This is a genomic window from Streptomyces sp. NPDC058001, assembly GCF_042886315.1.
GTDB lineage: Bacteria > Actinomycetota > Actinomycetes > Streptomycetales > Streptomycetaceae > Streptomyces.
The window spans coordinates 493,490-515,828 of the sequence record NZ_JBHVQT010000008.1 but is presented as its reverse complement, the minus strand read 5'-3'; the positions used below and the strand labels follow the sequence as shown (position 1 = coordinate 515,828).

Genomic DNA, 22,339 nt, shown 5'->3' with positions numbered 1-22,339 from the left:
GGCGCACCTGGTCTCGCGGCCGTTACTCAGAGCCAGTCCCGGTGCTTGAAGATGAAGTACAAACTGGTGCAAACGGCGGCCATGAGGATCAAGGCGAAGGGATATCCGAGCACCCACTGCAACTCCGGCATGCGGTCGAAGTTCATGCCGTAGATCGTGCCGACCAGGGTGGGGGCGAAGAGGATGGCCGCCCAGGAGGAGATTTTTTTGATCTCCTCGTTCTGTTCGAAGCCCGCCTCCGCCAACGCCCGCATTTCCGCGTTCTGTTGTTGTGTCACCAGCGTCGCGTTGACCGCCAGGATGTCTTGAAGCGCCTGGCGGAAACCGTCCACGCGCTCGCTGGTGTGTGTGACGTGGTCCGCCACGTCCCGCAGATTGCGTTGGAGTTCCTCGTCCGTGCCGTACTTGGCGAACCCCGCCATCAGCGCGTGCAGCATGCCCACCAGCGGACGTGTCGCGCGCTGGAACTCGACCATTTCGCGGGAGAGTTCATAGATACGGCGGGACACGGCGGGGTCGCCCCGGAAGACCTCGGTCTCGATCTCGTCGATGTCGTTCTGGACACCGGCGACCACGGGCGCGTACCCGTCGACCACCGCGTCCAGGATCGCGTACAGCACCGCCTCCGGGCCGAGTTTGAGCAGGTCGGGGGAGTCCTCCATACGGTGGCGCACCGCCGACAGATCGGGTGCGGCGCCGTGTCGTACGGTGATCACGAAGTCCGGGCCGACGAAGACATGCAACTCGCCGAAGTCGACCTCCTCCTGCGCGTCGAGATAGCGGGCCGCCCGCAGGACCACGAACAGTGTCTCGCCGTACCGCTCCAGCTTCGGCCGCTGATGTGCCTCCATCGCGTCCTCCACCGCCAGCGGATGAAGGTCGAACTCGGCTGCCAGGGACAGGAGTTCCGCCTCGGTCGGGCGGGCGAGACCGATCCACGCCATTCCGTCGGGCTGGTCGCGCAGCTCGCGGTACGTGTCCGCGAGCGTCGTCGGCGACGAGACTCGGACGCCTCCCCGGTACAGGGCCGTCTCCACGATGCTGCGGGGTTCCGCCGCGAGTGCGGGCGGGTCCTCGGCCGGGGGCGGCGGACCGGAGGTCGGCGAGGTCGCGGGGACGGTCGACGGGCGGCGCGTCCACATGTACCGCAGCGCATGCCGCGGGGTCTTCTCGCGCTCACCGCCGCGCGACGGTTCGGGGCTGCCGTCCGGGGACGGTACGGGGAGGTGTGCTGGCTCCGGCATCCTCGACGCCTCCCGTGTCACCGTGTCGCCCGTACGTCTCTTCGGCCACGGAGCAGGATATACGGCCCAAATGTCCCGACCGTCGCAGGACCCCGCGCCCTTGATGCGGACAGGGGGTGTCCGCAAGGGGCGTTACTGTGCGAGATATGACCTCAAGGACGCCCCGTACGACGCCCTGTACGACGCCTCGTACGCAGAGCGCGTCTCGCACCCCGGCCCCGGTGCTCGGCCCGCGCGCCCTCGGCCGCGCCACCCTCGCCCGGCAGCATCTGCTCCGCCGCACTCCCCTCTCCGCCCGGGACGCCGTCGAACACCTCGGCGGCCTCCAGGCGCAGAACGTGAAGCCGCCGTACTACGCGCTCGCCGCCCGCCTCGACGGGTTCGCGCCCGAGCATCTCTCCACCTTGATGCGGGACCGCGAGGTCGTCCGGATCGTCACCATGCGGTCGACCATTCACACGCACACGGCCGAGGACGCCCTGCGGCTGCGCCCGTTCGTGCAGCCTGCGCGTGTGCGGGAACTCGCCGCCTTCCGCTCGGGGCTCGCCGGTGTCGATCTCGACCTGCTGGCCCGGATCAGCCGCGAACTGGTCGAGGAGGAGCCCCGCACGATGAAGCAGTTGCGTGAGGCGCTGATCACGCACTGGCCGCACGCCGCACCAGAGGCCCTGGCCGTAGCCGCCCGCTGTCTGCTGCCCCTTGTCCAGATCACGCCGCGCGGCCTGTGGCGGGAGAGCGGTCAGGTCACGCTCACCACCGCCGAACGGTGGCTGGGCCGCGCCGCGCTGCCCGCGCCGCCGGCCGAGGACGTCGTACGCCGCTATCTCGCCGCGTTCGGGCCCGCGTCCGTGAAGGACATGCAGACCTGGGCCGGGGTGACCCGGCTGCGGGACACCTTCGAGCGGCTGCGGCCCGAACTGCTGACGTTCCGCGACGAGAACGGTGTCGAACTGTTCGATCTGCCGGACGCGCCCCGCCCGGACCCCGACACCGAGGCCCCGCCGCGCCTGCTGCCCGAGTTCGACAATCTGCTGCTCTCCTACGCCGACCGGTCCCGCCTGGTGCCCGACGCCTTCAAGGGCCGGACCTGGCAGGGCAACCGGGCCTACCGCGTCCTGCTGGTCGACGGACTCGTGGCCGGCGTATGGAATCTGGAGGAGCGGCGCGACGGGCGGGCGGTGCTCACCGTGGAGGAGTTCGCACCGCTCACCCGGGCGCGGCGGGACGCCGTCACGGAGGAGGCCGCGCGGCTGCTCGACGTAGTGACGGAGCCGTCGACGGCGTACGACATCCGGTTCGACACCGTGGTGGCGCCGGTCGCTCCGCGTGGCTGACCGGTCCTTCGAAACCCGGCACTCCCCACCCGCCCGCCCTACGGGCGGCCACCGGCACTTAGCCCGTCCTGCGGGTGGCCCCGGGCGCTCATTCCCGCCCGCCTGCGGGTAGTTACCGGCGCTGATTCCCGCCCGTCTTACGGGTGGCTACCGGCGCTCGGTCCCGCCGCCTGCGGGTGGTCACCGGGACCCAGCCCGTACTGCGGGTGCCACGGGCGCTGATTCTCGCCCGTCCTACGGGTGGCTACCGGCGCTCGGTCCCGCCCCATGCGGGTGGTCACCGGCACTTATCCCGTCCTGCGGATGGCTGTCGGGACATAGCCCGTCCTGCGGGTGGTCACCGGCGCTCAGTCCCGCCCCCTGCCGGCGGACACCAGCACTCAGCCCGTCCTACGCGTGCCACGGGCGCTCAGTCCCGCTCGCCCCACCCCTGACCACCCGCCCTCAATCCGCCCGGCCCGTCGCCGCCACCGTCACGCCCAGGCCGATCATCGCGAAGCCGCCCGCTCCGCCGATCACCGAAAGCCGTCGGTCCGACCGGGCGAACCAGGTTCGTGCCGCCGACGCGGTCAGACCCCACAGGGTGTCCGTGACGAGGCCGATGCCGATCGGTATGAGTCCGAGGAGCAGCATCTGGGCCGGTACCTGACCGGCGCCGTGGTCCACGAACTGGGGCAGTACGGCCGCGAAGAACACGATGCCCTTCGGGTTGGTCAGCCCGACGAACGCGCCGTCGAGCAGGGTCCGTACATCTCCGCGCGCGGCCTCGGGCACCGGTCCGGCCTCGATCGCCGCCGCCTTCATGTCCTTACGGTGCCGGAACGCCTGCACCCCGAGGAACACCAGATAGGCGGCGCCCGCCAGCTTCACCGCGAGGAACACCGTCGCGGACCGCTCGACCAGGGAGCCGACGCCGAGGGCTACCGCCACGACCAGGACGTACGACCCGACGACATTGCCGAGCGCGGTGGCCACCGCCGTCCGCCGCCCGTGCGCGAGGGCGCGTCCGATCACGAACAGCACACTGGGTCCCGGAATCACGATCACCAACAGGGACATCAACGCGAACGCAACAACCCGCTCACCGGACACCATGCCCACCACCCCCAACTCGACCTTCCCTCATTGAAGCAGCCCCCACCGACAACGTCCGCGCAACCGGTCACGGCAACAGCCCCGTCCGTCGTGCCGTGGAGACCGCCTCCCAGCGCGTGTGTGCGTCCAGCTTTCGCATGGCTGAGCGCAAGTACGCCTTCACCGTCTCCGGTCGGAGGCCCAACCGTTCACCGACCCCCGCGTTGGTCGCCCCCGACGCGACCCACGTCAGTACATCGATCTCCCGGGGAGCCAGCGGGGCGACCGGCGCCGTCACTCGTTCGGGTGCCGAGGCGAGGCGTTCGCAAACCGTGAGCAGTTCGGCGCGCAGCGCGGGGTCACCGATGCGCGGGGCCAGCGCGCGCAGCGCACCATGTGCCTCACGGACCCGCTCCCACGCCCCGCAGTCCCCGGCCGGCTCCCGCGCGGCGGTCAGCAGCGTCCGTGCCTCGTCCCGTACGACCAGGGCCTGTTCCACATCACGCGCCGCCGCGACCGCGAGCCCCAGGGTCCGGTCCCCGAGCGGCTGGGCCGCGCGCAACGCCCCGTATACGACACCCCGCACCCGGCGGCGTACGACCACCGGTACCGCCAGGACCGAGCGGAGCCCTTCCGTCTCGACCGCCATGTCGTACTCGTGGCTGATGTGCCGCGAGGAGCTGTAGTCGGTGACCGCGCAGGGGCGGGACAGGGCGATCGCCTTGCCGCCGAGGCCGTTGCCGGAGGAGACGGCGAGGGCGCGCAGCGCGGCCGTCGCGGTGCCGGTCATCTCCCGGATCCGGATCTGCCGGCCACCCGACTCGACCAGCCCGCCGAAGGCCACCGGCAGCCCCGATGCGCGCCGCAGACGCAGCAGCGCGGTCCGCATCTCCACCGCTTCGGTGCCGTCCGCCGTCACACGCCCGCTCCCTTTCCCACTCTCCCGCCGTACCCCCTTCCGGGGGTGGTGAGACCCGCATCACGGATCCCACGATGGTAGGCAAGGGGCCCGCAACCTGGAGGACACATGACGACGAGCGCCACCGAGGAGTTCCGCGCCGCGCGGGATTTCCTGCTGCGACACCGCGCGGACTACCCGGCCGCGTACGAGGGCTTCGCCTGGCCGCGGCCCGAGCTGTTCAACTGGGCGCTCGACTGGTTCGACGTCATCGCGCGCGACAACGACGCCGAAGCGCTGCACATCGTCGAGGAGGACGGCTCCCGGGCCGTGCGGACCTTCGCCGAGATGGCCGCGTACTCGAACCGCGCCGCCAACTGGCTGCGGGAACGGGGCGTCGGCGCCGGTGACCGCATCCTGGTGATGCTCGGCAACCAGACCGAGCTGTGGGAGACCGCGCTCGCCGCGATGAAGCTGCGGGCCGTGGTCATCCCGGCGACCCCGCTGCTCGGGCCCGCCGATCTGCGTGACCGGGTGGAGCGCGGCCGGGTCCGGCACGTGATCGTGCGCGCGGCGGACGCCGCGAAGTTCGACGACGTGCCCGGCGACTACACACGGATCACCGTCGGCGGCGAGGTGCCGGGCTGGCTCGCGTACGAGGACGCGTACGGGGCGTCCGCGGAGTTCACGCCCGACGGGCCGACGCGTGCCGACGATCCGCTGATGCTCTACTTCACCTCCGGGACCACCGCCCGGCCCAAGCTGGTCGAGCACACCCATGTGTCGTATCCCGTCGGCCACTTGGCGACCATGTACTGGATCGGGCTGCGTCCCGGCGACGTTCATCTCAACATCTCCTCGCCCGGCTGGGCCAAGCACGCCTGGTCGAACCTGTTCGCGCCGTGGAACGCCGAGGCGACCGTCTTCATCCACAATTACGCGCGCTTCGACGCGGCCCGGCTGATGGCCGAGATGGACCGGTCGGGCGTCACCACCTTCTGCGCGCCGCCGACCGTGTGGCGCATGCTCATCCAGGCCGACCTCAGTGGTCTGAGGACCCCGCCGCGCGAGGTCGTCGCCGCGGGGGAGCCGTTGAACCCCGAGGTCATCGAGCAGGTCCGGCGGGCCTGGGGCGTCACCATCCGGGACGGCTTCGGGCAGACCGAGACGGCCGTGCAGGTCTCCAACAGTCCCGGGCAGGAGCTGAAGACCGGGTCCATGGGCCGCCCCAGCCCCGGCTACCGGGTGGTCCTGCTCGACCCGGTGACCGGTGAACCCGGCGTGGAGGAGGGCGAGATCTCCCTTGATCTGTCCACGCGTCCCGTCGGCCTGATGACCGGCTACCACGGCGACCCGGAGCGGACCGCCGAGGCCATGGCGGGCGGCTACTACCGCACCGGCGACATCGGCTCCCGGGATGCTGATGGGTACATCACGTATGTGGGCAGATCGGACGATGTGTTCAAGGCGTCCGACTACAAGATCTCCCCGTTCGAGCTGGAGAGCGCCCTGCTGGAGCACGAGGCGGTGGCCGAGGCCGCCGTCGTCCCGGCGCCCGATCCGGTGCGGCTCGCCGTCCCGAAGGCGTACATCGTCCTCGCCGAGGGCTACACGCCGGGCCCCGACACGGCGAAGCTCCTCTTCGAGCACGCGCGCAGCGTCCTCGCGCCCTACAAGCGCGTCCGGCGCCTGGAGTTCGGGGAGTTGCCCAAGACGGTGTCCGGCAAGATCCGCCGCATCGAGCTGCGCGAGGCGACGGCACGGGGCTCGGCGGACGAGTACCGCGAGGAGGACTTCCGATGACCGGAGCCACCGGCGACATGACCGGAGCCGCCCCCGAACTGTCGTACACCCACGGCACCAGCGACACCTCCCTCCTCGGGGACACCATCGGCCGCAATCTCGACCGGGCGGTCGCCGCGTTCCCGGACCGGGACGCGCTCGTGGACGTGGGATCGGGGCGCCGCTGGACGTATGCCGAGTTCGGCGCCGACGTGGACCGGCTGGCCCGTGCGCTGCTCGCGCGGGGCGTGCTCAAGGGGGACCGGGTCGGTATCTGGGCGGTCAACTGCCCGGAGTGGGTCCTCGTCCAGTACGCGACCGCACGCGTCGGCGCGATCATGGTGAACATCAACCCCGCCTATCGGGCACATGAGTTGGAGTACGTGCTGCGCCAGGCCGGGGTGTCCCTCCTCGTCGCGTCGACCGGGCACAGGTCCACCGACTACCGTGCCCTGATCCGGGAAGTTCGCGGAAGCTGCCCGGAACTGCGCGGGACGGTGTTCATCGGCGACCCGTCCTGGGACGACCTGACGGCCGCCGGAACTTCGGCGTGGAGCAGTCAACTCGTAGCGCGACAGGCCGAGTTGAGCTGCGACGACCCGATCAACCTCCAGTACACCTCGGGCACCACCGGCTTCCCGAAGGGCGCCACGCTCTCGCACCACAACATCCTCAACAACGGCTACTGGGTGGGCCGTACGGTCGGCTACGACGAGCGGGACCGGATCTGTGTACCGGTGCCCTTCTACCACTGCTTCGGCATGGTCATGGGAAATCTGGCGGCCACCTCGCACGGCGCGTGCGTCGTCATCCCCGCGCCGTCCTTCGACCCTGCGGCCACCCTCCGCGCTGTCCAACAGGAGCGTTGCACTTCGCTGTACGGGGTGCCGACGATGTTCATCGCGGAGCTGAGCCTCCCCGACTTCGCGTCGTACGACCTGTCGTCGCTGCGCACCGGCATCATGGCGGGCTCGCCCTGCCCGGTCGAGGTGATGAAACGGGTGGTCGCCGAGATGCACATGGCGGAGGTGTCCATCTGTTACGGCATGACCGAGACCTCGCCCGTGTCGACGCAGACCCGCCGTGACGACGACCTGGAACGCCGCACCGGCACGGTCGGCCGGGCGCTGCCGCACATCGAGGTCAAGGTGGTCGACCCGGTCGACGGAGTCACCGTGGAGCGCGGCACGTCCGGCGAGCTGTGCACCCGTGGCTACAGCGTGATGCTCGGCTACTGGGGCGATCCCGAGCGGACGTCCGAGGTGATCGACGAGGGTCGCTGGATGCACACCGGGGACCTCGCCGTGATGCGCGACGACGGCTACCTCAAGATCGTCGGCCGCATCAAGGACATGATCATCCGTGGCGGCGAGAACATCTACCCGCGCGAGATCGAGGAGTTCCTGTACGGACACCCGAAGATCGCCGACGTCCAGGTGGTGGGCATACCCGACGAACGGTACGGCGAGGCGGTCCTGGCCTGTGTCATCCCCCGCGACCCGGAGGACCCGCCGACGCTGGACGAACTGCGCGCGTACTGCCGCGACCAGCTCGCCCATTACAAGATTCCCAGCGACCTGCGCATCCTGGACGCCTTCCCGATGACGGTGAGCGGGAAGGTACGGAAGGTCGAACTCCGCGAGACTTACGGGGTGTAGGTCCCCTCAAGAGGGGTCACGCGCCCGTTGAATTCAGTTCGTCCGCCGGGCTGTTGACCGGTTGCGGGGTTCCCGTCAGGTCGATGACGAAGAGAGGGACGGCCAGTTCGTCGGCGCGGGTCCTGGCGTCCTCCTCGTAGCCCGCGAGGGAGAAGGACACCGGGGCCGCCTCCTCCGTCAGCGAGGTGAGCCAGAGGCATTCCACGTCCTGGAGGGAGACGGGCAGCACGGTGGGTTCCACCAGGGCGATGACGCCCGGCGCGGTGAGTGCGACGCCGGTCGGGGGCGGGCGTTTCGCCTGGCGGATCTCGCGCCAGCCCAGCCAGCGCAGATAGAGCGCCGCCACGATCACCGCGTCCCGCGGGGTGCGTACCGCGACCGGCTGGAAGGCGGGGCGCGGGACCGGCGTGGGCGCGGGCCGTGGGGTGTGCAGCGGGAGGCCGACGGGGTCGGGGCCCGCTGTCTCCCGTACCGGAACACGCAGCAACGTGCCGCAGGAGCAGCCCAGTTCCGGGCTCGGCCACTGGTCCTCACGTCCGCACGCCCCGCACCGTACGGTCACCCAGTCCTCGGCCCAGATCCGGTGGGTCACCCGCAGCGGTGGCGCGCCGGGGATCAGTGGCGGCGCGACGGGGGCGCCGCAGGGGCAGGGGAGGGCCGTGGCGGCGTACGCATGCTCGCGCCGGCAGTCGGGACACCGCACCGGCACGGTCTCGGTCATCGCCTCTCCCCCCAGATCCCCAGGCTTCCCAAGACCCCCAGGCTTCCCAGGCTGCCCAAGCGGCAGTTCCCTCCATTCCCTTCATCGTCCTCCTCCGGCACAGCCTCCGCCGGGGTTTCGGCTCTCTTGACGGTCCAGGCACCGCCCTCTAAATTGATTCCATATAGCAGAACATAGTTTCCACGATGTGGAAAGAAGTCGAAAGAGGCGGGCTTGCCGCGGGGCGCGACGGGAGCCTGAATCCGACAGCCGAAGCAGGAGTACTCCATGGCTCGTATGACCGCTGCCCGCGCGGCAGTTGAGATCCTCAAGCGGGAGGGCGTCGCCCACGCGTTCGGTGTGCCGGGCGCGGCCATCAACCCCTTCTACAAGGCGCTCAAGGAGGGGGGTGGCATCGCGCACACCCTCGCCCGCCATGTCGAGGGCGCCTCACACATGGCCGAGGGGTACACCCGTACACACCCCGGAAACATCGGTGTGTGCGTCGGCACGTCGGGGCCCGCGGGGACCGACATGATCACCGGCCTGTACTCGGCGACCGGCGACTCCATCCCGATCCTCTGCATCACCGGCCAGGCGCCGACACATGTGATCCACAAGGAGGACTTCCAGGCCGTCGACATCGCGTCGATCGCGAAGCCGGTCACCAAGATGGCCGTGACGGTCCTGGAGGCCGCGCAGGTCCCCGGCGTCTTCCAGCAGGCGTTCCACCTGATGCGCTCGGGCCGTCCCGGCCCCGTCCTCATCGACCTGCCGACCGATGTGCAGCTCACGGAGATCGAGTTCGACCCGGAGACATACGAGCCGCTGCCGGTGTACCGGCCGGTGGCGACCCGCGCCCAGATCGAGAAGGCACTCTCGTTCCTCCTGGAGTCCGAGCGCCCGCTGATCGTCGCGGGCGGCGGGATCATCAACGCCGACGCGTCCGACCTGCTCGTCGAGTTCGCGGAGCTGACCGGTACGCCGGTCATCCCGACCCTGATGGGCTGGGGCGCCATCCCCGACGACCATGAGCTGAACGCCGGCATGGTCGGCCTCCAGACCTCGCACCGGTACGGCAACGCGACCTTCCTGGAGTCCGACTTCGTCCTCGGCATCGGCAACCGCTGGGCCAACCGCCACACCGGCTACAAACTGGACGTGTACACACAGGGCCGCACATTCGTCCACGTCGACATCGAGCCGACCCAGATCGGCAAGATCTTCGCCCCGGACTACGGGATCGCCTCCGACGCCAAGGTCGCCCTGGAACTCTTCGTCCAGGTGGCGCGGGAGCTGAAGGCCGAGGGCAGGCTGCCCGACCGGACCGCGTGGATCGCTTCCACGGGCGAGCGGAAGTCCACCCTCCAGCGACGCACCCACTTCGACGACATCCCCATCAAGCCGCAGCGCGTGTACGAGGAGATGAACAAGGCGTTCGGCCCGGAGACCCGGTATGTCACCACGATCGGCCTCTCGCAGATCGCCGGCGCCCAGATGCTGCACGTGTTCCGGCCCCGGCACTGGATCAACTGCGGCCAGGCGGGCCCCCTCGGCTGGACCATTCCGGCCGCCCTGGGCGTCGCCACCGCCGACCCGGAGAACCCCGTCGTCGCCCTCTCCGGGGACTACGACTTCCAGTTCATGATCGAGGAACTCGCCGTCGGCGCACAGCACCGCATCCCGTACGTCCATGTGCTGGTGAACAACTCCTATCTGGGGCTGATCCGGCAGGCACAGCTCGGACTCGACATCAACTTCGAGGTCAACCTCGAATTCGAGAACATCAACTCGCCCGAGCTGGGCGTCTACGGCGTCGACCACGTCAAGGTCGCCGAGGGCCTCGGCTGCAAGGCGATCCGGGTCACCGACCCGAACGAACTCGGTGCCGCCTTCGAGGAGGCCAAGAAACTCGCCGCCCGGTACCGGGTGCCGGTGGTGGTCGAGGCGATCCTCGAACGGATCACCAACATCTCGATGAGCCGCACCGCCGACATCAGCGACGTCACCGAGTTCGAGGAGATCGCCACCGAGCCGTGGCACGCACCGACGTCCATCAGGACCCTGAAGGTCTGATCGGACCGGAACAAACAGGGATGCGGGGCCGTCCGTCCGACCGGGTGGACGGCCCCTTCCGGCGTGCGGATACGGGAGTACGGATACGGGCGTACGGAAATGCGCGTACGGATACGGGGCATACGGAAGCGCCGGGTACGGGATCTTCCGTACCCGGCACTTCCGGCCGGCGGGCCCACGGGGTCGCGACGGTTCACGGTGTCCTGCCCTCAGGTCGAGCCGGGCACCGGAACTTTCACCACCGCACTGGCTCGCGAGCCGCCGAGGTCCTCACCGGGGTCTGGGAATTGAGTGGAATCCGGGCCGCGGGGCGCCTGGGCGCGACAGGACAGATGTCGGCGCGCCGCGGCCCGGAAATCTGGGGTCGAATCCGGGGTCGAATCCGGGGTCAGACCTGAGCGCCGGAGAGCCGCTCCACGGCCCGCAGCAGCGCCGAGTGGTCCAGGCCCCCGTCGCCCTGCGCGCGCAGGCTGGCCACGAGCTGGGCCACGACCGCGCCGACCGGCAGGGGGGCGCCGACGTTGCGCGCGGCGTCCGTGACGATGCCCATGTCCTTGTGGTGGAGATCGATACGGAAGCCCGGCGCGAAGTCCCTGTTCAGGAAGTTGGCCTTTTTACGGGTGAGTACCGTCGATCCGGCCAAACCGCCATTGAGCACGTCCAGCGCGGCCCCGAGATCGACGCCGGACTTCTCCAGGAAGACCACGGCCTCCGCGCACGCCTGGATGTTGACGGCGACGATCAGTTGGTTGGCGGCCTTCACCGTCTGGCCCGAGCCGTGCGGTCCGCAGAGCACGACGGTTTTGCCGAGGGCGTCGAACAGGTGCTTGGCGTGGTCGAAGTCGGCCTGTTCGCCGCCGACCATGATGGACAGGACGGCCTCGATCGCGCCGGCCTCACCGCCGGACACGGGGGCGTCCAGGACCCGCAGGCCCTTCGCCCCGGCGGCCCGCGCCAGATCCACGGAGGTCTGCGGGGTGATCGACGACATGTCGATGAGCAGGGCCCCGGACCTCGCGTGTTCCAGGATGCCGTCGGGCCCGTACGCGATGGCCTCGACCTGCGGGGACGCGGGCACCATCGTCACGATGACGTCGGCGTCGGCGACGGCCTCGGCGATCGACCCGGCGGCCGTGCCCCCGGCAGCGGTGAGCCGGTCCAGCTTGGCCTGCTCCAGGGTGTGACCCGTGACCTGGTAACCGGCCTTGATCAGGTTCTCGGACATGGGCGAGCCCATGATGCCGAGGCCGATCCAGGCGACCTTGGGAAGGGTGCTCGTGCTCATGAGGATGCCTCTCTTGTCTCAAGCCCTGGCGTCTTGTCTCAAGCCCTGGTCTCGTCTCAGGTCCTGGCGGGCAGCCAGTCGAAGGTGTCGGCGCTCGGCCGGTCGCCGGCCTTGTACTCCAGGCCGACCCAGCCGTCGTAACCGGCCTTCCGCAGTTGGTCGAGCAGCTCCTCCAGCGGCAGCGAGCCGGTGCCGGGGGCGCCGCGGCCCGGGTTGTCGGCGATCTGCACATGGCCGGTCCGGTCGGCGTACCGCGCGATGACCGAGGGGAGGTCCTCACCGTTCATGGCCAGGTGGTAGAGGTCCATCAGGAACCGGGCGTTGCCCAGTCCGGTCGTGGCGTTGAGTCGGTCCACGACCTCGACGGCCTTGTCGGAGCTGACGATCGGGCACAGCGGCGACTCGGGCGCGTTCAGGGCCTCGATCAGCAGGACCGCGCCGACGCGGTCCGCCGCGTGCGCGGCGATCGTCAGGTTCTCCAGGGCGAGCGCGTCCTGCTCCGCCGGGTCCACGCCCTCGACCCGGTTGCCGTACAGCGCGTTGAGCGCGGTGCAGCCGAGTGACCGCGCGAAGTCGGCGGCGACGTCGACATTGGCGCGGAACCGCTCGGACTCGGCGCCGGGGATCGACAGGGCGCCCCGGTCGGGGCCCGGTAGCTGTCCCGCGTAGAAGTTCAGGCCCACCAACTGGACGCCCGCGTCCTCGATCGCCCGTCGCAGGGCGTCGAGCGCGGACCGCTCGGGCGTGGGCGCATCGACCCAGGGCCACCACAGCTCGACCGCCGTGAAGCCCGCGTCGGCGGCTGCCGCCGGGCGCTCCAGGAGCGGGAGTTCGGTGAAGAGGATCGACAGGTTCACATCGAAGCGCTGGTCGGAGTATCCCATGAGGAGTGCGGCGCTCCTTCCGTATTGCGGAAGTTCAATTCTGCTTACCGGAAGATTGCCGGTGAAGCTCGGGGGTTGTCAAGAGGGTCAGGAGGGGGCTGCCGGAAAATCCGGAGGTCGCAGTAGGTTGTGCGGGTGCGATTGCGAGTGGAGTTCACGACCGAACCCTTCGACCTCGACGAGGCGCCGGGGCACGCGCTGGTCGCCCGCGAGGTCATCCAGGGCGCCGACCTGGACGCCGTCGACGTGGGTCCCTTCGGCAACACCGCCGAGGGCGGGGCCGACGCGGTCCTCACGGCGGTCGACGCACTGCTGCGCAGGACCCTCGCGGCCGGCGCCACCCGGGTCTCGCTCCAGGTCAACGTCATCGAAGACCCAGGTGCGGAGGGCGACCGGTGACCGCGTCCGCCGACGACCCCTTCGTGGCCGCCGTCAAGCCACTCGTGGACGCGATGGGCGGTGAACTCGTCCCACCGGACCAGGCAGGCGACGACGACGTGGTGCTCGCCTGGCGGGGCGAGGACGTCATCGCCGTACGGCTGCCGCAGCTCGCGGACTCCCTGGACCACATCCTCGCCGCGCTGGAACGCAAGCACGGACAGCCCCTCGCCGCACTCGACCGCAAGACCAAGCAACAGGTCGTCCGTGCGCTGGAGGCGCGCGGCGCCTTCGCCGTCCGGCACGGCGTCGAGACCGTCGCGAGCGCGCTCGGCGTCAGCCGCTTCACCGTCTACAACTACCTGAACAGGGAAAACGCCGCCAAGGGCGACTGAAGCGCGGGCCCCTGCGGGCCGCGGCGCGCGGAATCCGGCGTGACGGTTCACCTCGCCCAAAGTTTTCAACAAAGTGTTGACGCGGTGTTTCCGCTGGCGTTAGCTGTCCGCAGCCCGTCCAGCATCAAGGCCACGGAGGCTCCCGTGACGTCGCCCTCGACACCGGACACCGCCCGGTTCAACGCCCTGCCGGAGGAAGCGGCCACCACCGCCCTGCACGAGGTGTGCGCCTCTTCGGCCTGGGGGACCGCCCTGCTCGCCCAGCGCCCCTTCACCACCGCCGACGCCCTGCTCACCGCCAGCGACGCCGCCATGGCCGAGCTGACCGACGAGGACCTGGCGGAGGCGATGGCGGGACACCCTCCGATCGGGCGCCCCAGGCCCGGCGACCCCACCTCGTCACGCGAACAGAGCGGGATGACCGGGGCGTCCGACCGGCTCAAGGCCGAGATGCTCGAACTGAACCTGGCCTACCAGGAACGGTTCGGCCAGGTGTTCCTGATCTGCGCGACCGGCCGGACCGGCGAGCAGTTGCGGGATGCCGTCAGGGAACGGATCGACAACCCGCCGGAGCGCGAACGCGAGATCGTCCGCACCGAACTCGGCAAGATCAACCGCATTCGGCTGACCCGACTCCTCGAAGGCGAGAGCACATGAGCACGGACACCATGGCGTCGGTGTCGACCCACATCCTCGACACCAGCGCGGGCCGCCCCGCCGCCGGCGTCACCGTCTCGCTCGCGGCCCGACCGGACCCCGCCGCCGACTGGGTGACGCTCGGAGCATCCACGACCGACGCCGACGGACGGTGCAAGGACCTTCCGGCACCACCCGCCGGAACCACCCACGTCCGGCTCGACTTCGCCGTCGAGCCGTACTTCGAGAAGAAGCGAGCCGAGGCACAGCAGGACGCCCCCGCGCATCGGGACAGCGGCACACCCGGAGGGTTCATCCCCGTGTTCTTCCCCGAGGTGGCGATCACCTTCGCCGTCGCACCGGGCGAGCACTTCCACGTACCGCTGCTGCTCAACCCGTTCGGCTACTCCGTTTACCGAGGGAGCTAGCAGACACATGACCGACTCTTCCCGCCAAGACCCCGCCGCCGCCCGCCCCGTGATGCTCGGTCAGAACCAGTACGGCAAGGCCGAGAACCGCGTCGTCAAGATCACGCGCGACGGCGCCACCCACCACATCAAGGACCTCAACGTCTCCGTCGCCCTCTCCGGCGACATGGAGGAGGTCCACTACTCGGGCTCCAACGCGAACGTCCTGCCCACCGACACCACCAAGAACACGGTGTACGCGTTCGCCAAGGAGCACGGCATCGAGTCCGCCGAGCAGTTCGGCATCCATCTCGCACGGCACTTCGTCACCTCGCAGGAGCCGATCCACCGGGCCCGTATCCGGATCGAGGAGTACGCCTGGGAACGCGTTGCCGAGGCCGGGCACTCCTTCGTCCGTCAGGGCCAGGAGACCCGCGTCACCCAGATCACCTACGACGGTGAGCGCTGGGAGGTCGTCTCGGGGCTCAAGGACCTCGTCGTGATGAACACCACCGACTCCGAGTTCTGGGGCTACGTCAAGGACAAGTACACGACGCTCAAGGAGGCGCACGACCGCATCCTGGCGACGCAGGTGTCGGGGCGCTGGCGGTTCAACTGGACCGACGACGCCGAGCCCATGCCGAACTGGGAGGTGTCCTACGCGCAGACCAAGAAGCACATGCTCCAGGCGTTCGCGGAGACCTACTCGCTCTCGCTCCAGCAGACCCTCTACCACATGGGCTCGCGGATCATCGACAACCGTTCGGAGATAGACGAGGTCCGCTTCTCGCTTCCGAACAAGCATCACTTCCTGGTCGACCTGGAGCCGTTCGGACTGAAGAACGACACCGCCGACGGGGCCGTCTACTTCGCCGCCGACCGGCCCTACGGGCTCATCGAGGCCACCGTCCTGCGGGCGGGCGCCGAGCCCCTGATCCCCACCGACCTGACCAATCTCTGACGGCCCGGCCGTGTCCCTACCGCCACCCACCGAAGGACGCACCATGGCAGCAACGGCGGCCCAGCGCCTCGTCATCGAGAACTGCGCCATCGCCACGGTCGACGCGGACGACACCGAGTACGCGTCGGGCCATGTCGTCGTCGCCGGCACCCGGATCGAGTCGATCGGGCCAGGTCCGGCGCCCGAAGGACTTCAGAACGTGGTCCGCCGCGTCGACGGCACCGGCCATCTGCTCACCCCGGGCCTCGTCAACACGCACCACCACTTCTACCAGTGGATCACCCGCGGCCTGGCCACCGACCACAACCTCTTCAACTGGCTCGTCGCCCTCTACCCGACCTGGGCCCGCATCGACGAACCGATGGCGTACGCCGCCGCGCAGGGCTCACTCGCGATGATGGCCCGCGGTGGTGTCACCACCGCCATGGACCACCACTACGTCTACCCGCGGGGCGCGGGCGACCTGTCCGGCGCGATCATCCGCGCCGCGTCCGAGACCGGCGTCCGCTTCACCCTGGCCCGTGGCTCAATGGACCGCGGCACCTCGGACGGCGGTCTGCCGCCGGACTTCGCCGTCGAGACCCTCGACGGCGCGCTCGCCGCCACCGAGGCGACCATCGACCAGTACCACGACGACTCGTTCGACGCGATGACCCAGATCGCCGTCGCACCCTGCTCACCGTTCTCGGTCACCACCGAACTGCTGCTTCAGGGCGCCGAGTTGGCCCGCCGCAAGGGGGTGCGGCTGCATACCCACGGCTCGGAGACCGTGGAGGAGGAGAAGTTCTGCCACGAGCTGTTCGGCATGGGTCCCACGGACTACTTCGCGTCCACGGGCTGGCTCGGCGACGATGTGTGGATGGCGCACTGCGTCCATATGAACGACTCCGACATCGACGCCTTCGCACGGACCAAGACGGGGGTCGCGCACTGCCCCTCGTCCAACGCCCGGCTCGGCGCCGGCATCGCCCGTGTCCCCGACATGCTCGCCGCCGGCGTCCCCGTCGGCCTCGGAGTGGACGGCACCGCGTCCAACGAGTCCGGCGAACTCCACACCGAACTGCGCAACGCCCTGCTCATCAACCGCCTCGGCAGCCACCGAGAGGCCGCGCTGAACGCCCGTCAGGCACTACGGCTCGGCACCTTCGGCGGCGCCCAAGTGCTCGGCCGCGCCGGACAGTTGGGCTCCATCGAGGCGGGCAAGGTCGCCGACCTCGTGCTGTGGCGCCTGGACACCCTCGCGCACGCCTCCATCGCCGACCCGGTGACCGCCCTGGTCTTCGGCGCGGCGGCCCCGGTCACCCTCTCCCTCGTCGGCGGCCGTCCGGTCGTCGAGGACGGACGGCTCCTGCACGTCGACGAGGACGCCGTAGCCCGCTCCACGCGGGACCAGGCGCGCCGCCTCGCACGGATCGCCGCCGAGGGCTGACCTCCCCGGAAGTCCGGCCGAGGGGGACGGCCCTCGGCCGGTCTCCGTGGACCCGAACGGGGTCCACGGCAGCCGTGTCCGGGGAGCGCGCACAGACGTGCGCGCTCCCCGGAACGGTCGCACCGTCCGGCAACACATGTCCCGCGTACGGGAGTTCCGTACGCGCCCCAGCAGGTCACCGCACATGACTCGCGTCTCTCGCACCACCTCCCTGATACCCGCGTCACCGACGACGCGTCACCGACCGGAGGAGCCGCCGTGGCCGCACAGCCCAGGTTTCGCAACGACGCAGTGAGTTCCGAGAAGCATCCGGTGGACCAGAAGCTGCCGCCGCTGAGGATGGCGACCAGCGGCCTTCAGCACGTCGCCGCCATGTACGCGGGCGTGGTCGCCCCGCCCCTCATCGTCGGCGCGGCCGTGGGGCTCTCTCCGACCGAACTGACGTTCCTCACCGGGGCCTGTCTGTTCACGGCGGGCCTCGCCACCTTTCTCCAGACCATCGGTGTCTGGAAGATCGGCGCCCGGCTGCCGTTCGTCAACGGCGTCACCTTCGCGGGCGTCGCACCGATGCTCGCCGTCGTGGACTCCACACGGGACAAGGCCGACGCGCTCCCGATCATCTTCGGCGCCGTCATCGTCGCCGGCGTCCTCGGCTTTCTGGCGGCGCCCTTCTTCAGCAAGGCGATCCGCTTCTTCCCGCCCGTCGTCACCGGCACCGTCATCACCCTGATAGGTGTCTCGCTGATGCCGGTCGCCTTCGGCTGGGCCCAGGGCCCGGACCCGGCGGCCCAGGACTACGGCTCCATGACCTATCTCTCGCTCGCCGGGATCACGCTCGTCATCGTGCTGCTGCTGCGCCGCTTCACCCGGGGTTTCCTCAAGCAGGTCGCGGTCCTGGTGGGCCTGGTGCTCGGCACACTCGTCGCGATCCCGTTCGGGGTCACGGACTTCGGCCCGGTCGCGGACGCGGACGTCGTCGGATTCCCGACGCCCTTCCACTTCGGTGCCCCGCAGTTCGCCGCCGCCGCGATCGTCTCGATGTGTGTGGTGATGGTCGTGTCGATGACCGAGTCGACCGCCGACATGCTGGCGCTCGGCGAGATCGTCGGACGCCCAGCCGACGAGCGGACCATCGCCGCAGGACTGCGCGCCGACACCCTCGGCTCGGCCGTCAGCCCGCTGTTCAACGGCTTCATGTGCAGCGCGTTCGCCCAGAACATCGGCCTGGTCGCGATGACCAGGATCCGCAGCCGGTACGTCGTCGCCACCGGCGGTGCGTTCCTGGTCCTGATGGGCCTGTGCCCGATGGCGGCCTCGCTCATCGCGGTGGTGCCCCGGCCCGTGCTCGGCGGTGCGGGGGTCGTGCTGTTCGGATCGGTCGCGGCGAGCGGCATCCAGACGCTGGTCAAGGCCGGTCTGGACAAGGACAACAACGTCCTCATCGTGGCGGTGTCGCTGGCCGTCGGCATCATCCCGATCACGGCGCCGGAGTTCTACCACGCCTTCCCGGAGACCGCGAAGATCATCCTCGACTCCGGGATATCCACCGGCTGTGTCGCGGCCGTCGTCCTCAATCTCCTCTTCAACCACCTCGGCGCGGGGCGGGACGCCGACGAGGTCACCGCGCCGATGGAACCGGCCGGTGAACTCTCTGAACGCCGTGCGGCGACGGACACATCGGCGAGCGCCCACTGACCTCGCCGGACTGAAGGGGGGAGCGGCCCGAGCCGCGCTCGGGCCGCTCCCGTCATGACGCCGCCACGGCCACACCGGTCACACGGCGCCATGAGCGGACCGACGTCAGCCGATATGCAGCGACGTCAGCTGATACGGAACGACTTCAGTCGGCACGCGTCAACGTCAGCCGATGTGGAAGCTGTCGCCGTAGACCTTCCAGTCCAGCGGCGGATCCAGGTTCAGGTTCCGCTTGTTGAGGAACACGCGCTGTGCCGTGTCGACGCGGCTCGTGTCGGAGTGGGCCTCCTCCTGCTTCATCGCCCAGACCCGCGCGTCGAGGAAGGCGTTCAGCCAGGTGACCTCGTCGCCGCCCTGCGCCGGCGGTTTGGCCTTGCCCAGCGCCCGCTTGCGGATGTTGCCGAAGCTGGTGCTGTCGCCGCCGTCACCGTGCATGACGATCGCGTCGTAGTACGCGAACTGGCCGAGTACACCGACCCGGTCGGCCTTGCCCTGGCTGACCGACGGGTTGAAGTACACCCGGTCCCGCTCGTAGTTCTGCGCCTCCTGGAAGACGGTGTCCTGCGCGGCCTTCTGCCAGTCCTTGGTGAAGTTCGGGTCCAGACCGGCGTGCGAGTCGGTGCCGTCGACCCGGCGCAGCGCCGGGAGGTACTTCTCCAGGACGTTGCCCGGCTTGCGCTGCGCGTACAGCTCCACGAGGTCCAGCATGTCGCCGGTGCCGGAACAGAAGCCGATGATCCCGGCCGTGTAGCCGCGGCCGTCACCGATGTCCTCGATGTACTTGTACTGCGCCTTCCAGTCCAGCGAGGAGTTCTCCGCGCTGGACACGAGCTTCATGGCGATCTCCTTCTTCGCCGGGTCGTCGAGTCCGACGGCGGCGACGGCCGTGGTACCGGCGGGTGCCGTGCCGCCGGCGGCCGTCGAGGTGCCGGTCGGGGCGGCGGTGGCGACCTGGCCGACCAGGCTCGGCGCGGCCAGCAGGGACGCTCCCATGACGGCGAGCAATGCGCGGCGCGTGGTGCGCCGGTGGGGGGTGTGCACGAGACCTCCAACAAGGGGGAAGTGTGCTCGACAATCTGTTAGGAAACTTTCCTACCAGAGCATGCGTGTGACGTATACCCGTCAAGAGAAGGTCGGTTCAGATCGTGACCGGCCCCCGCCGGCCCCCCGTCAGCCCCGCGCGAGCCGGTCACGCACCTGAACAGCGATCCGGTACGTGCTCCCTGACGGCTTGGTCGCCAGCCGCCCGGGGTTCCGGATCCAGCGGTCCTCCAGCGCGAACCAGTCGATGAACGGCGGCTTCTTCCCGGACTTCAGAGAGGTACGCAATTCCGCGAAGTACCGTGCCCAGCGCAGCCGGTACAGCCCGCCGACCAGCCCGGCCCACTCCCGGTTGGCGTAGTCGCCCAGTCCGGCGTCGGCGCCCGCCCGGGTGCCCCACAGCGTGACGATCGACAGCGCGTCGTACGCGAGCCGGTCCCGCTCCGCCGCGTCCGCGCCCCACGCCCGTGCCTCGGCGACCCAACGCCCCAGCAGATGACCGGAGTCCGTGGCGAGCAGCCGCTCCAGAAGGTCCATCAGCGCCAGCCACTCGTCCGTCAGCCGCCCGAAGGCACCGGCGTCCCCGGCGTCGTATGCCGCCCTGATCCGGGGCAGCAGGATCCGGCCCCGGTTGGACAGCGCCTGTCCGGCCACGTCGAGCAGATCGCGACGGTACGCCGACGAGGACCGCAACCCGGCCCGCACCGCGAGGAGTTCACCGAGGGCGGGCTCGAAGTCGGCCGGGTCGTACCGCGTCTCCTTCGGTGACCAGGACGCCGCCCTGGCCACCGTCAGCGAGGGCCGCGCCCCGAACAGACTGTCGGCGCTCTCGCTCCAGCCGTCGGCGCGCGTCGTCCCGTACACCGTCCTGCGCAACCGGTCCCAGGCCGCCGTCGCCCGTGCGTCCGGCCCGCCGTACCGCGCTCGCGCCCACTGCTCGAACCATGCCGTCAGATCCAACTCGCCCTCCGTCCAGGCGAGTTCCGAGAACAGCTCGAAGGCGGCCGGGTTGTTGTCGGCGGCCTCGGGCATGAGGGCGATGCCGCGCAGCGCACTGCCGGGGCGGGTGCGCCATGCCTCGTAACTCCTGGCCCATTCGCTGGTGTTCGCGCCGAGTGTGGTGTGCCCGCCGAAGTTCCAGATCGACCCGAAGGCGTACGGTGTTCCGTCCCAGTCGGCCTCCCGGTCGGTGACTCGGGGGAAGCGGTCCGAGAGTCCGTCCACGATCAGCAGTCGCCGCTTGTCGACCGCGTCGACGATCTCCTTCGGCGGATTGGTCCGCCAGCCGAGCAGCACCCAGACCGCGTCCGGATGGGCCTTCCACAGCGCCTCGCCGACCCGCCGGGCCGCGTCCCCGACAGGAACGTCACCTGGACGGCCACCCTCGTGCAGCAGGTCCGCCTTGTAGAGCGTGGACGCGCCGAACATCTCGTCCTGGGTCCGGTAGTACGCCGCCGCCACCCGCGCGAACACCTCGGTCCGGGGATCCAGCCAGTCGGGCCGCCGGAAGCCGTACCACTCGCCCTGCGGGATGATCCGGGCGCCCGGATTCCGTCCGGCGAACCCGGGCGGCACCATCCCCGACCAGCCGGGCAGCACCGGTGTCATCCCCAGCTCACGGACCCGCCCCGCGATCCGCCGCCCCAACGCGGCGCGCTTGTCAAGGAGTTGACGGGACACCGGGTAAGGGAAGGCGGCCAGGTTCTGGAGCAGCCACCACGGCTGATGTGCCGGACCCGGGATCCAGCGGCGCAACTCCTCGTCACCGAGGCCGAACTCCTGGAACACCCGGTGATACAGCGCGTCCGCGCCCGCGTACACCAGGACCTCGTTGTAGCCGTGCAGCGCGAGCACGTCCAACTCGCGCTCCCAGTACGACCAGTCGTGGTACGGGCCCGTGTAGCCGTCGTTGGTGTCGTTCAGGGCGAACCGGTGCGGGACGTTCGCCCGGCGGGTCAGCGTCCCGCGCGGCGGCGCGGGCAGTTCGGCGGGGAGGTTCAGTTGCTCGCCCGCCCAGGTGATGTTGGCGTCCGCCACCTGCTTCAAGTACCAGCGCAGTCCGGCCAGTTGGACCGCCGGTGTGGTGCCCGCGACCGTGATGCGCCCTGCCTCGCCCGACACCTGGAAGACATCCGCCCCACCCGCCGCGCGCGGCAGGCTCCGCAGCACCACCTGGTCGGCGTGCCGGGGCAGCAGGCGGCGGACCGCCGCGGCGGCGGTGCTTCGCGGTGCGCCCGGAGTGAGCGCGCTCCAGCCCCCGCGCTCGCCACAGGCCACGGCGGTGGCCACGGAGGTGACCCCGGCCGATCCGGCGAGAGCGGTGAGCAGCGTACGGCGGGGGAGCGGCATGGCGCCTCCAAGGGGGTGCGGGCGGACCGGCAGGGCTCTCGGCGTTCCGTTCGGAGGTCGAGATCCTGTGTATCGGCCGCACCGGGCCGGAAGGTGAACACCCGGTGCTCCGA

At 70.0% G+C, this 22,339-nt stretch carries 19 protein-coding genes; 11 read left to right on the top strand and 8 right to left on the bottom strand.

Going from position 1 to position 22,339, the window contains the following annotated elements; genetic code table 11:
• Window positions 1-26: 26 nt before the first annotated feature.
• Window positions 27-1,142, bottom strand: a complete 1,116-nt coding sequence (locus tag ACFVT5_RS22665; protein WP_389890780.1) for a magnesium and cobalt transport protein CorA — start codon at window positions 1,140-1,142, stop codon at window positions 27-29.
• 248 nt (window positions 1,143-1,390) lie between these two features.
• On the opposite strand from ACFVT5_RS22665, the gene ACFVT5_RS22660 reads away from it, so the two are divergent.
• The gene (locus ACFVT5_RS22660) at window positions 1,391-2,578 is read left to right on the top strand and encodes a winged helix DNA-binding domain-containing protein (RefSeq protein ID WP_389890676.1); all 1,188 of its coding nucleotides are present in this window, start codon (window positions 1,391-1,393) and stop codon (window positions 2,576-2,578) included.
• A gap of 444 nt (window positions 2,579-3,022) precedes the next feature.
• Here the strand turns inward: ACFVT5_RS22660 and ACFVT5_RS22655 are convergent, their stop codons facing one another.
• Entirely contained in the window at window positions 3,023-3,673 is a 651-nt protein-coding gene (locus ACFVT5_RS22655; RefSeq protein WP_389890673.1) for a LysE family translocator, read from the bottom strand.
• Between the two features lie 67 nt (window positions 3,674-3,740).
• Complete coding sequence (locus ACFVT5_RS22650; protein ID WP_389890670.1) at window positions 3,741-4,571, bottom strand: response regulator transcription factor; 831 nt, start codon at window positions 4,569-4,571, stop codon at window positions 3,741-3,743.
• Between the two features lie 108 nt (window positions 4,572-4,679).
• On the opposite strand from ACFVT5_RS22650, the gene ACFVT5_RS22645 reads away from it, so the two are divergent.
• Window positions 4,680-6,353 (top strand): AMP-binding protein, encoded by a 1,674-nt coding sequence (locus ACFVT5_RS22645; RefSeq protein ID WP_389890667.1) that lies wholly within the window; start codon window positions 4,680-4,682, stop codon window positions 6,351-6,353.
• A complete protein-coding gene (locus tag ACFVT5_RS22640) occupies window positions 6,350-7,990 on the top strand; it encodes an AMP-binding protein (RefSeq protein ID WP_389890664.1) in 1,641 nt (546 codons plus the stop codon). The genes ACFVT5_RS22645 and ACFVT5_RS22640 overlap by 4 nt, the downstream gene beginning before the upstream one ends.
• A 16-nt stretch (window positions 7,991-8,006) precedes the next feature.
• On the opposite strand, the gene ACFVT5_RS22635 is transcribed toward ACFVT5_RS22640, so the two are convergent.
• Window positions 8,007-8,711 carry a hypothetical protein gene (locus ACFVT5_RS22635; RefSeq protein WP_389890661.1) on the bottom strand — a complete coding sequence of 235 codons (705 nt, stop codon included), beginning with the start codon at window positions 8,709-8,711 and terminating at the stop codon, window positions 8,007-8,009.
• A gap of 276 nt (window positions 8,712-8,987) precedes the next feature.
• Between ACFVT5_RS22635 and gcl the strand changes: the two genes are divergently transcribed.
• Window positions 8,988-10,766, top strand: a complete 1,779-nt coding sequence (gene gcl, locus ACFVT5_RS22630; protein ID WP_389890777.1) for a glyoxylate carboligase — start codon at window positions 8,988-8,990, stop codon at window positions 10,764-10,766.
• Window positions 10,767-11,154: 388 nt separating this feature from the next.
• Here the strand turns inward: gcl and ACFVT5_RS22625 are convergent, their stop codons facing one another.
• The gene (locus ACFVT5_RS22625; RefSeq protein ID WP_389890658.1) at window positions 11,155-12,051 is read right to left on the bottom strand and encodes a 2-hydroxy-3-oxopropionate reductase; all 897 of its coding nucleotides are present in this window, start codon (window positions 12,049-12,051) and stop codon (window positions 11,155-11,157) included.
• Window positions 12,052-12,107: 56 nt separating this feature from the next.
• The gene (locus ACFVT5_RS22620) at window positions 12,108-12,935 is read right to left on the bottom strand and encodes a TIM barrel protein (protein ID WP_389890655.1); all 828 of its coding nucleotides are present in this window, start codon (window positions 12,933-12,935) and stop codon (window positions 12,108-12,110) included.
• Window positions 12,936-13,070: 135 nt separating this feature from the next.
• On the opposite strand from ACFVT5_RS22620, the gene ACFVT5_RS22615 reads away from it, so the two are divergent.
• The 7 genes from ACFVT5_RS22615 (at window position 13,071) to ACFVT5_RS22585 (ending at window position 18,836) form a co-directional block, all read left to right on the top strand.
• Window positions 13,071-13,334: a hypothetical protein gene (locus tag ACFVT5_RS22615; RefSeq protein WP_389890652.1), complete on the top strand. Its 264-nt coding sequence runs from the start codon at window positions 13,071-13,073 to the stop codon at window positions 13,332-13,334.
• 53 nt (window positions 13,335-13,387) lie between these two features.
• Window positions 13,388-13,708, top strand: coding sequence for a helix-turn-helix domain-containing protein (locus ACFVT5_RS22610; RefSeq protein ID WP_389890774.1), 321 nt, complete (start codon window positions 13,388-13,390; stop codon window positions 13,706-13,708).
• Window positions 13,709-13,852: 144 nt separating this feature from the next.
• Complete coding sequence (gene uraD, locus ACFVT5_RS22605; protein ID WP_389890650.1) at window positions 13,853-14,365, top strand: 2-oxo-4-hydroxy-4-carboxy-5-ureidoimidazoline decarboxylase; 513 nt, start codon at window positions 13,853-13,855, stop codon at window positions 14,363-14,365.
• Window positions 14,362-14,772, top strand: a complete 411-nt coding sequence (gene uraH / locus ACFVT5_RS22600; RefSeq protein WP_389890647.1) for a hydroxyisourate hydrolase — start codon at window positions 14,362-14,364, stop codon at window positions 14,770-14,772. The genes uraD and uraH overlap by 4 nt, the downstream gene beginning before the upstream one ends.
• 7 nt (window positions 14,773-14,779) lie before the next feature.
• Window positions 14,780-15,712, top strand: coding sequence for a factor-independent urate hydroxylase (pucL, locus tag ACFVT5_RS22595; protein WP_389890644.1), 933 nt, complete (start codon window positions 14,780-14,782; stop codon window positions 15,710-15,712).
• A 43-nt stretch (window positions 15,713-15,755) separates the two neighbouring features.
• Window positions 15,756-17,141: an 8-oxoguanine deaminase gene (locus ACFVT5_RS22590; RefSeq protein WP_389890641.1), complete on the top strand. Its 1,386-nt coding sequence runs from the start codon at window positions 15,756-15,758 to the stop codon at window positions 17,139-17,141.
• Between the two features lie 339 nt (window positions 17,142-17,480).
• The gene (locus ACFVT5_RS22585; RefSeq protein ID WP_389890771.1) at window positions 17,481-18,836 is read left to right on the top strand and encodes a nucleobase:cation symporter-2 family protein; all 1,356 of its coding nucleotides are present in this window, start codon (window positions 17,481-17,483) and stop codon (window positions 18,834-18,836) included.
• Window positions 18,837-19,001: 165 nt separating this feature from the next.
• On the opposite strand, the gene ACFVT5_RS22580 is transcribed toward ACFVT5_RS22585, so the two are convergent.
• The gene (locus ACFVT5_RS22580) at window positions 19,002-19,877 is read right to left on the bottom strand and encodes a chitosanase (RefSeq protein ID WP_389890638.1); all 876 of its coding nucleotides are present in this window, start codon (window positions 19,875-19,877) and stop codon (window positions 19,002-19,004) included.
• Window positions 19,878-20,006: 129 nt separating this feature from the next.
• Window positions 20,007-22,226, bottom strand: coding sequence for an alpha-N-acetylglucosaminidase (locus ACFVT5_RS22575; protein WP_389890635.1), 2,220 nt, complete (start codon window positions 22,224-22,226; stop codon window positions 20,007-20,009).
• Window positions 22,227-22,339: the final 113 nt, after the last annotated feature.

Coding starts and splice junctions, on each gene's coding strand:
- ACFVT5_RS22655 (WP_389890673.1), bottom strand. CDS start 3,673: ATGGTGTCCGGTGAGCGGGTTGTTGCGTTCGCGTTGATGTCCCTGTTG.
- ACFVT5_RS22575 (WP_389890635.1), bottom strand. CDS start 22,226: ATGCCGCTCCCCCGCCGTACGCTGCTCACCGCTCTCGCCGGATCGGCC.
- ACFVT5_RS22635 (WP_389890661.1), bottom strand. CDS start 8,711: ATGACCGAGACCGTGCCGGTGCGGTGTCCCGACTGCCGGCGCGAGCAT.
- ACFVT5_RS22585 (WP_389890771.1), top strand. CDS start 17,481: ATGGCGACCAGCGGCCTTCAGCACGTCGCCGCCATGTACGCGGGCGTG.
- ACFVT5_RS22665 (WP_389890780.1), bottom strand. CDS start 1,142: ATGTGGACGCGCCGCCCGTCGACCGTCCCCGCGACCTCGCCGACCTCC.
- ACFVT5_RS22625 (WP_389890658.1), bottom strand. CDS start 12,051: ATGAGCACGAGCACCCTTCCCAAGGTCGCCTGGATCGGCCTCGGCATC.
- pucL (WP_389890644.1), top strand. CDS start 14,780: ATGACCGACTCTTCCCGCCAAGACCCCGCCGCCGCCCGCCCCGTGATG.
- ACFVT5_RS22660 (WP_389890676.1), top strand. CDS start 1,391: ATGACCTCAAGGACGCCCCGTACGACGCCCTGTACGACGCCTCGTACG.
- ACFVT5_RS22590 (WP_389890641.1), top strand. CDS start 15,756: ATGGCAGCAACGGCGGCCCAGCGCCTCGTCATCGAGAACTGCGCCATC.
- uraH (WP_389890647.1), top strand. CDS start 14,362: ATGAGCACGGACACCATGGCGTCGGTGTCGACCCACATCCTCGACACC.
- ACFVT5_RS22640 (WP_389890664.1), top strand. CDS start 6,350: ATGACCGGAGCCACCGGCGACATGACCGGAGCCGCCCCCGAACTGTCG.
- gcl (WP_389890777.1), top strand. CDS start 8,988: ATGACCGCTGCCCGCGCGGCAGTTGAGATCCTCAAGCGGGAGGGCGTC.
- ACFVT5_RS22620 (WP_389890655.1), bottom strand. CDS start 12,935: ATGGGATACTCCGACCAGCGCTTCGATGTGAACCTGTCGATCCTCTTC.
- ACFVT5_RS22610 (WP_389890774.1), top strand. CDS start 13,388: ATGGGCGGTGAACTCGTCCCACCGGACCAGGCAGGCGACGACGACGTG.
- ACFVT5_RS22645 (WP_389890667.1), top strand. CDS start 4,680: ATGACGACGAGCGCCACCGAGGAGTTCCGCGCCGCGCGGGATTTCCTG.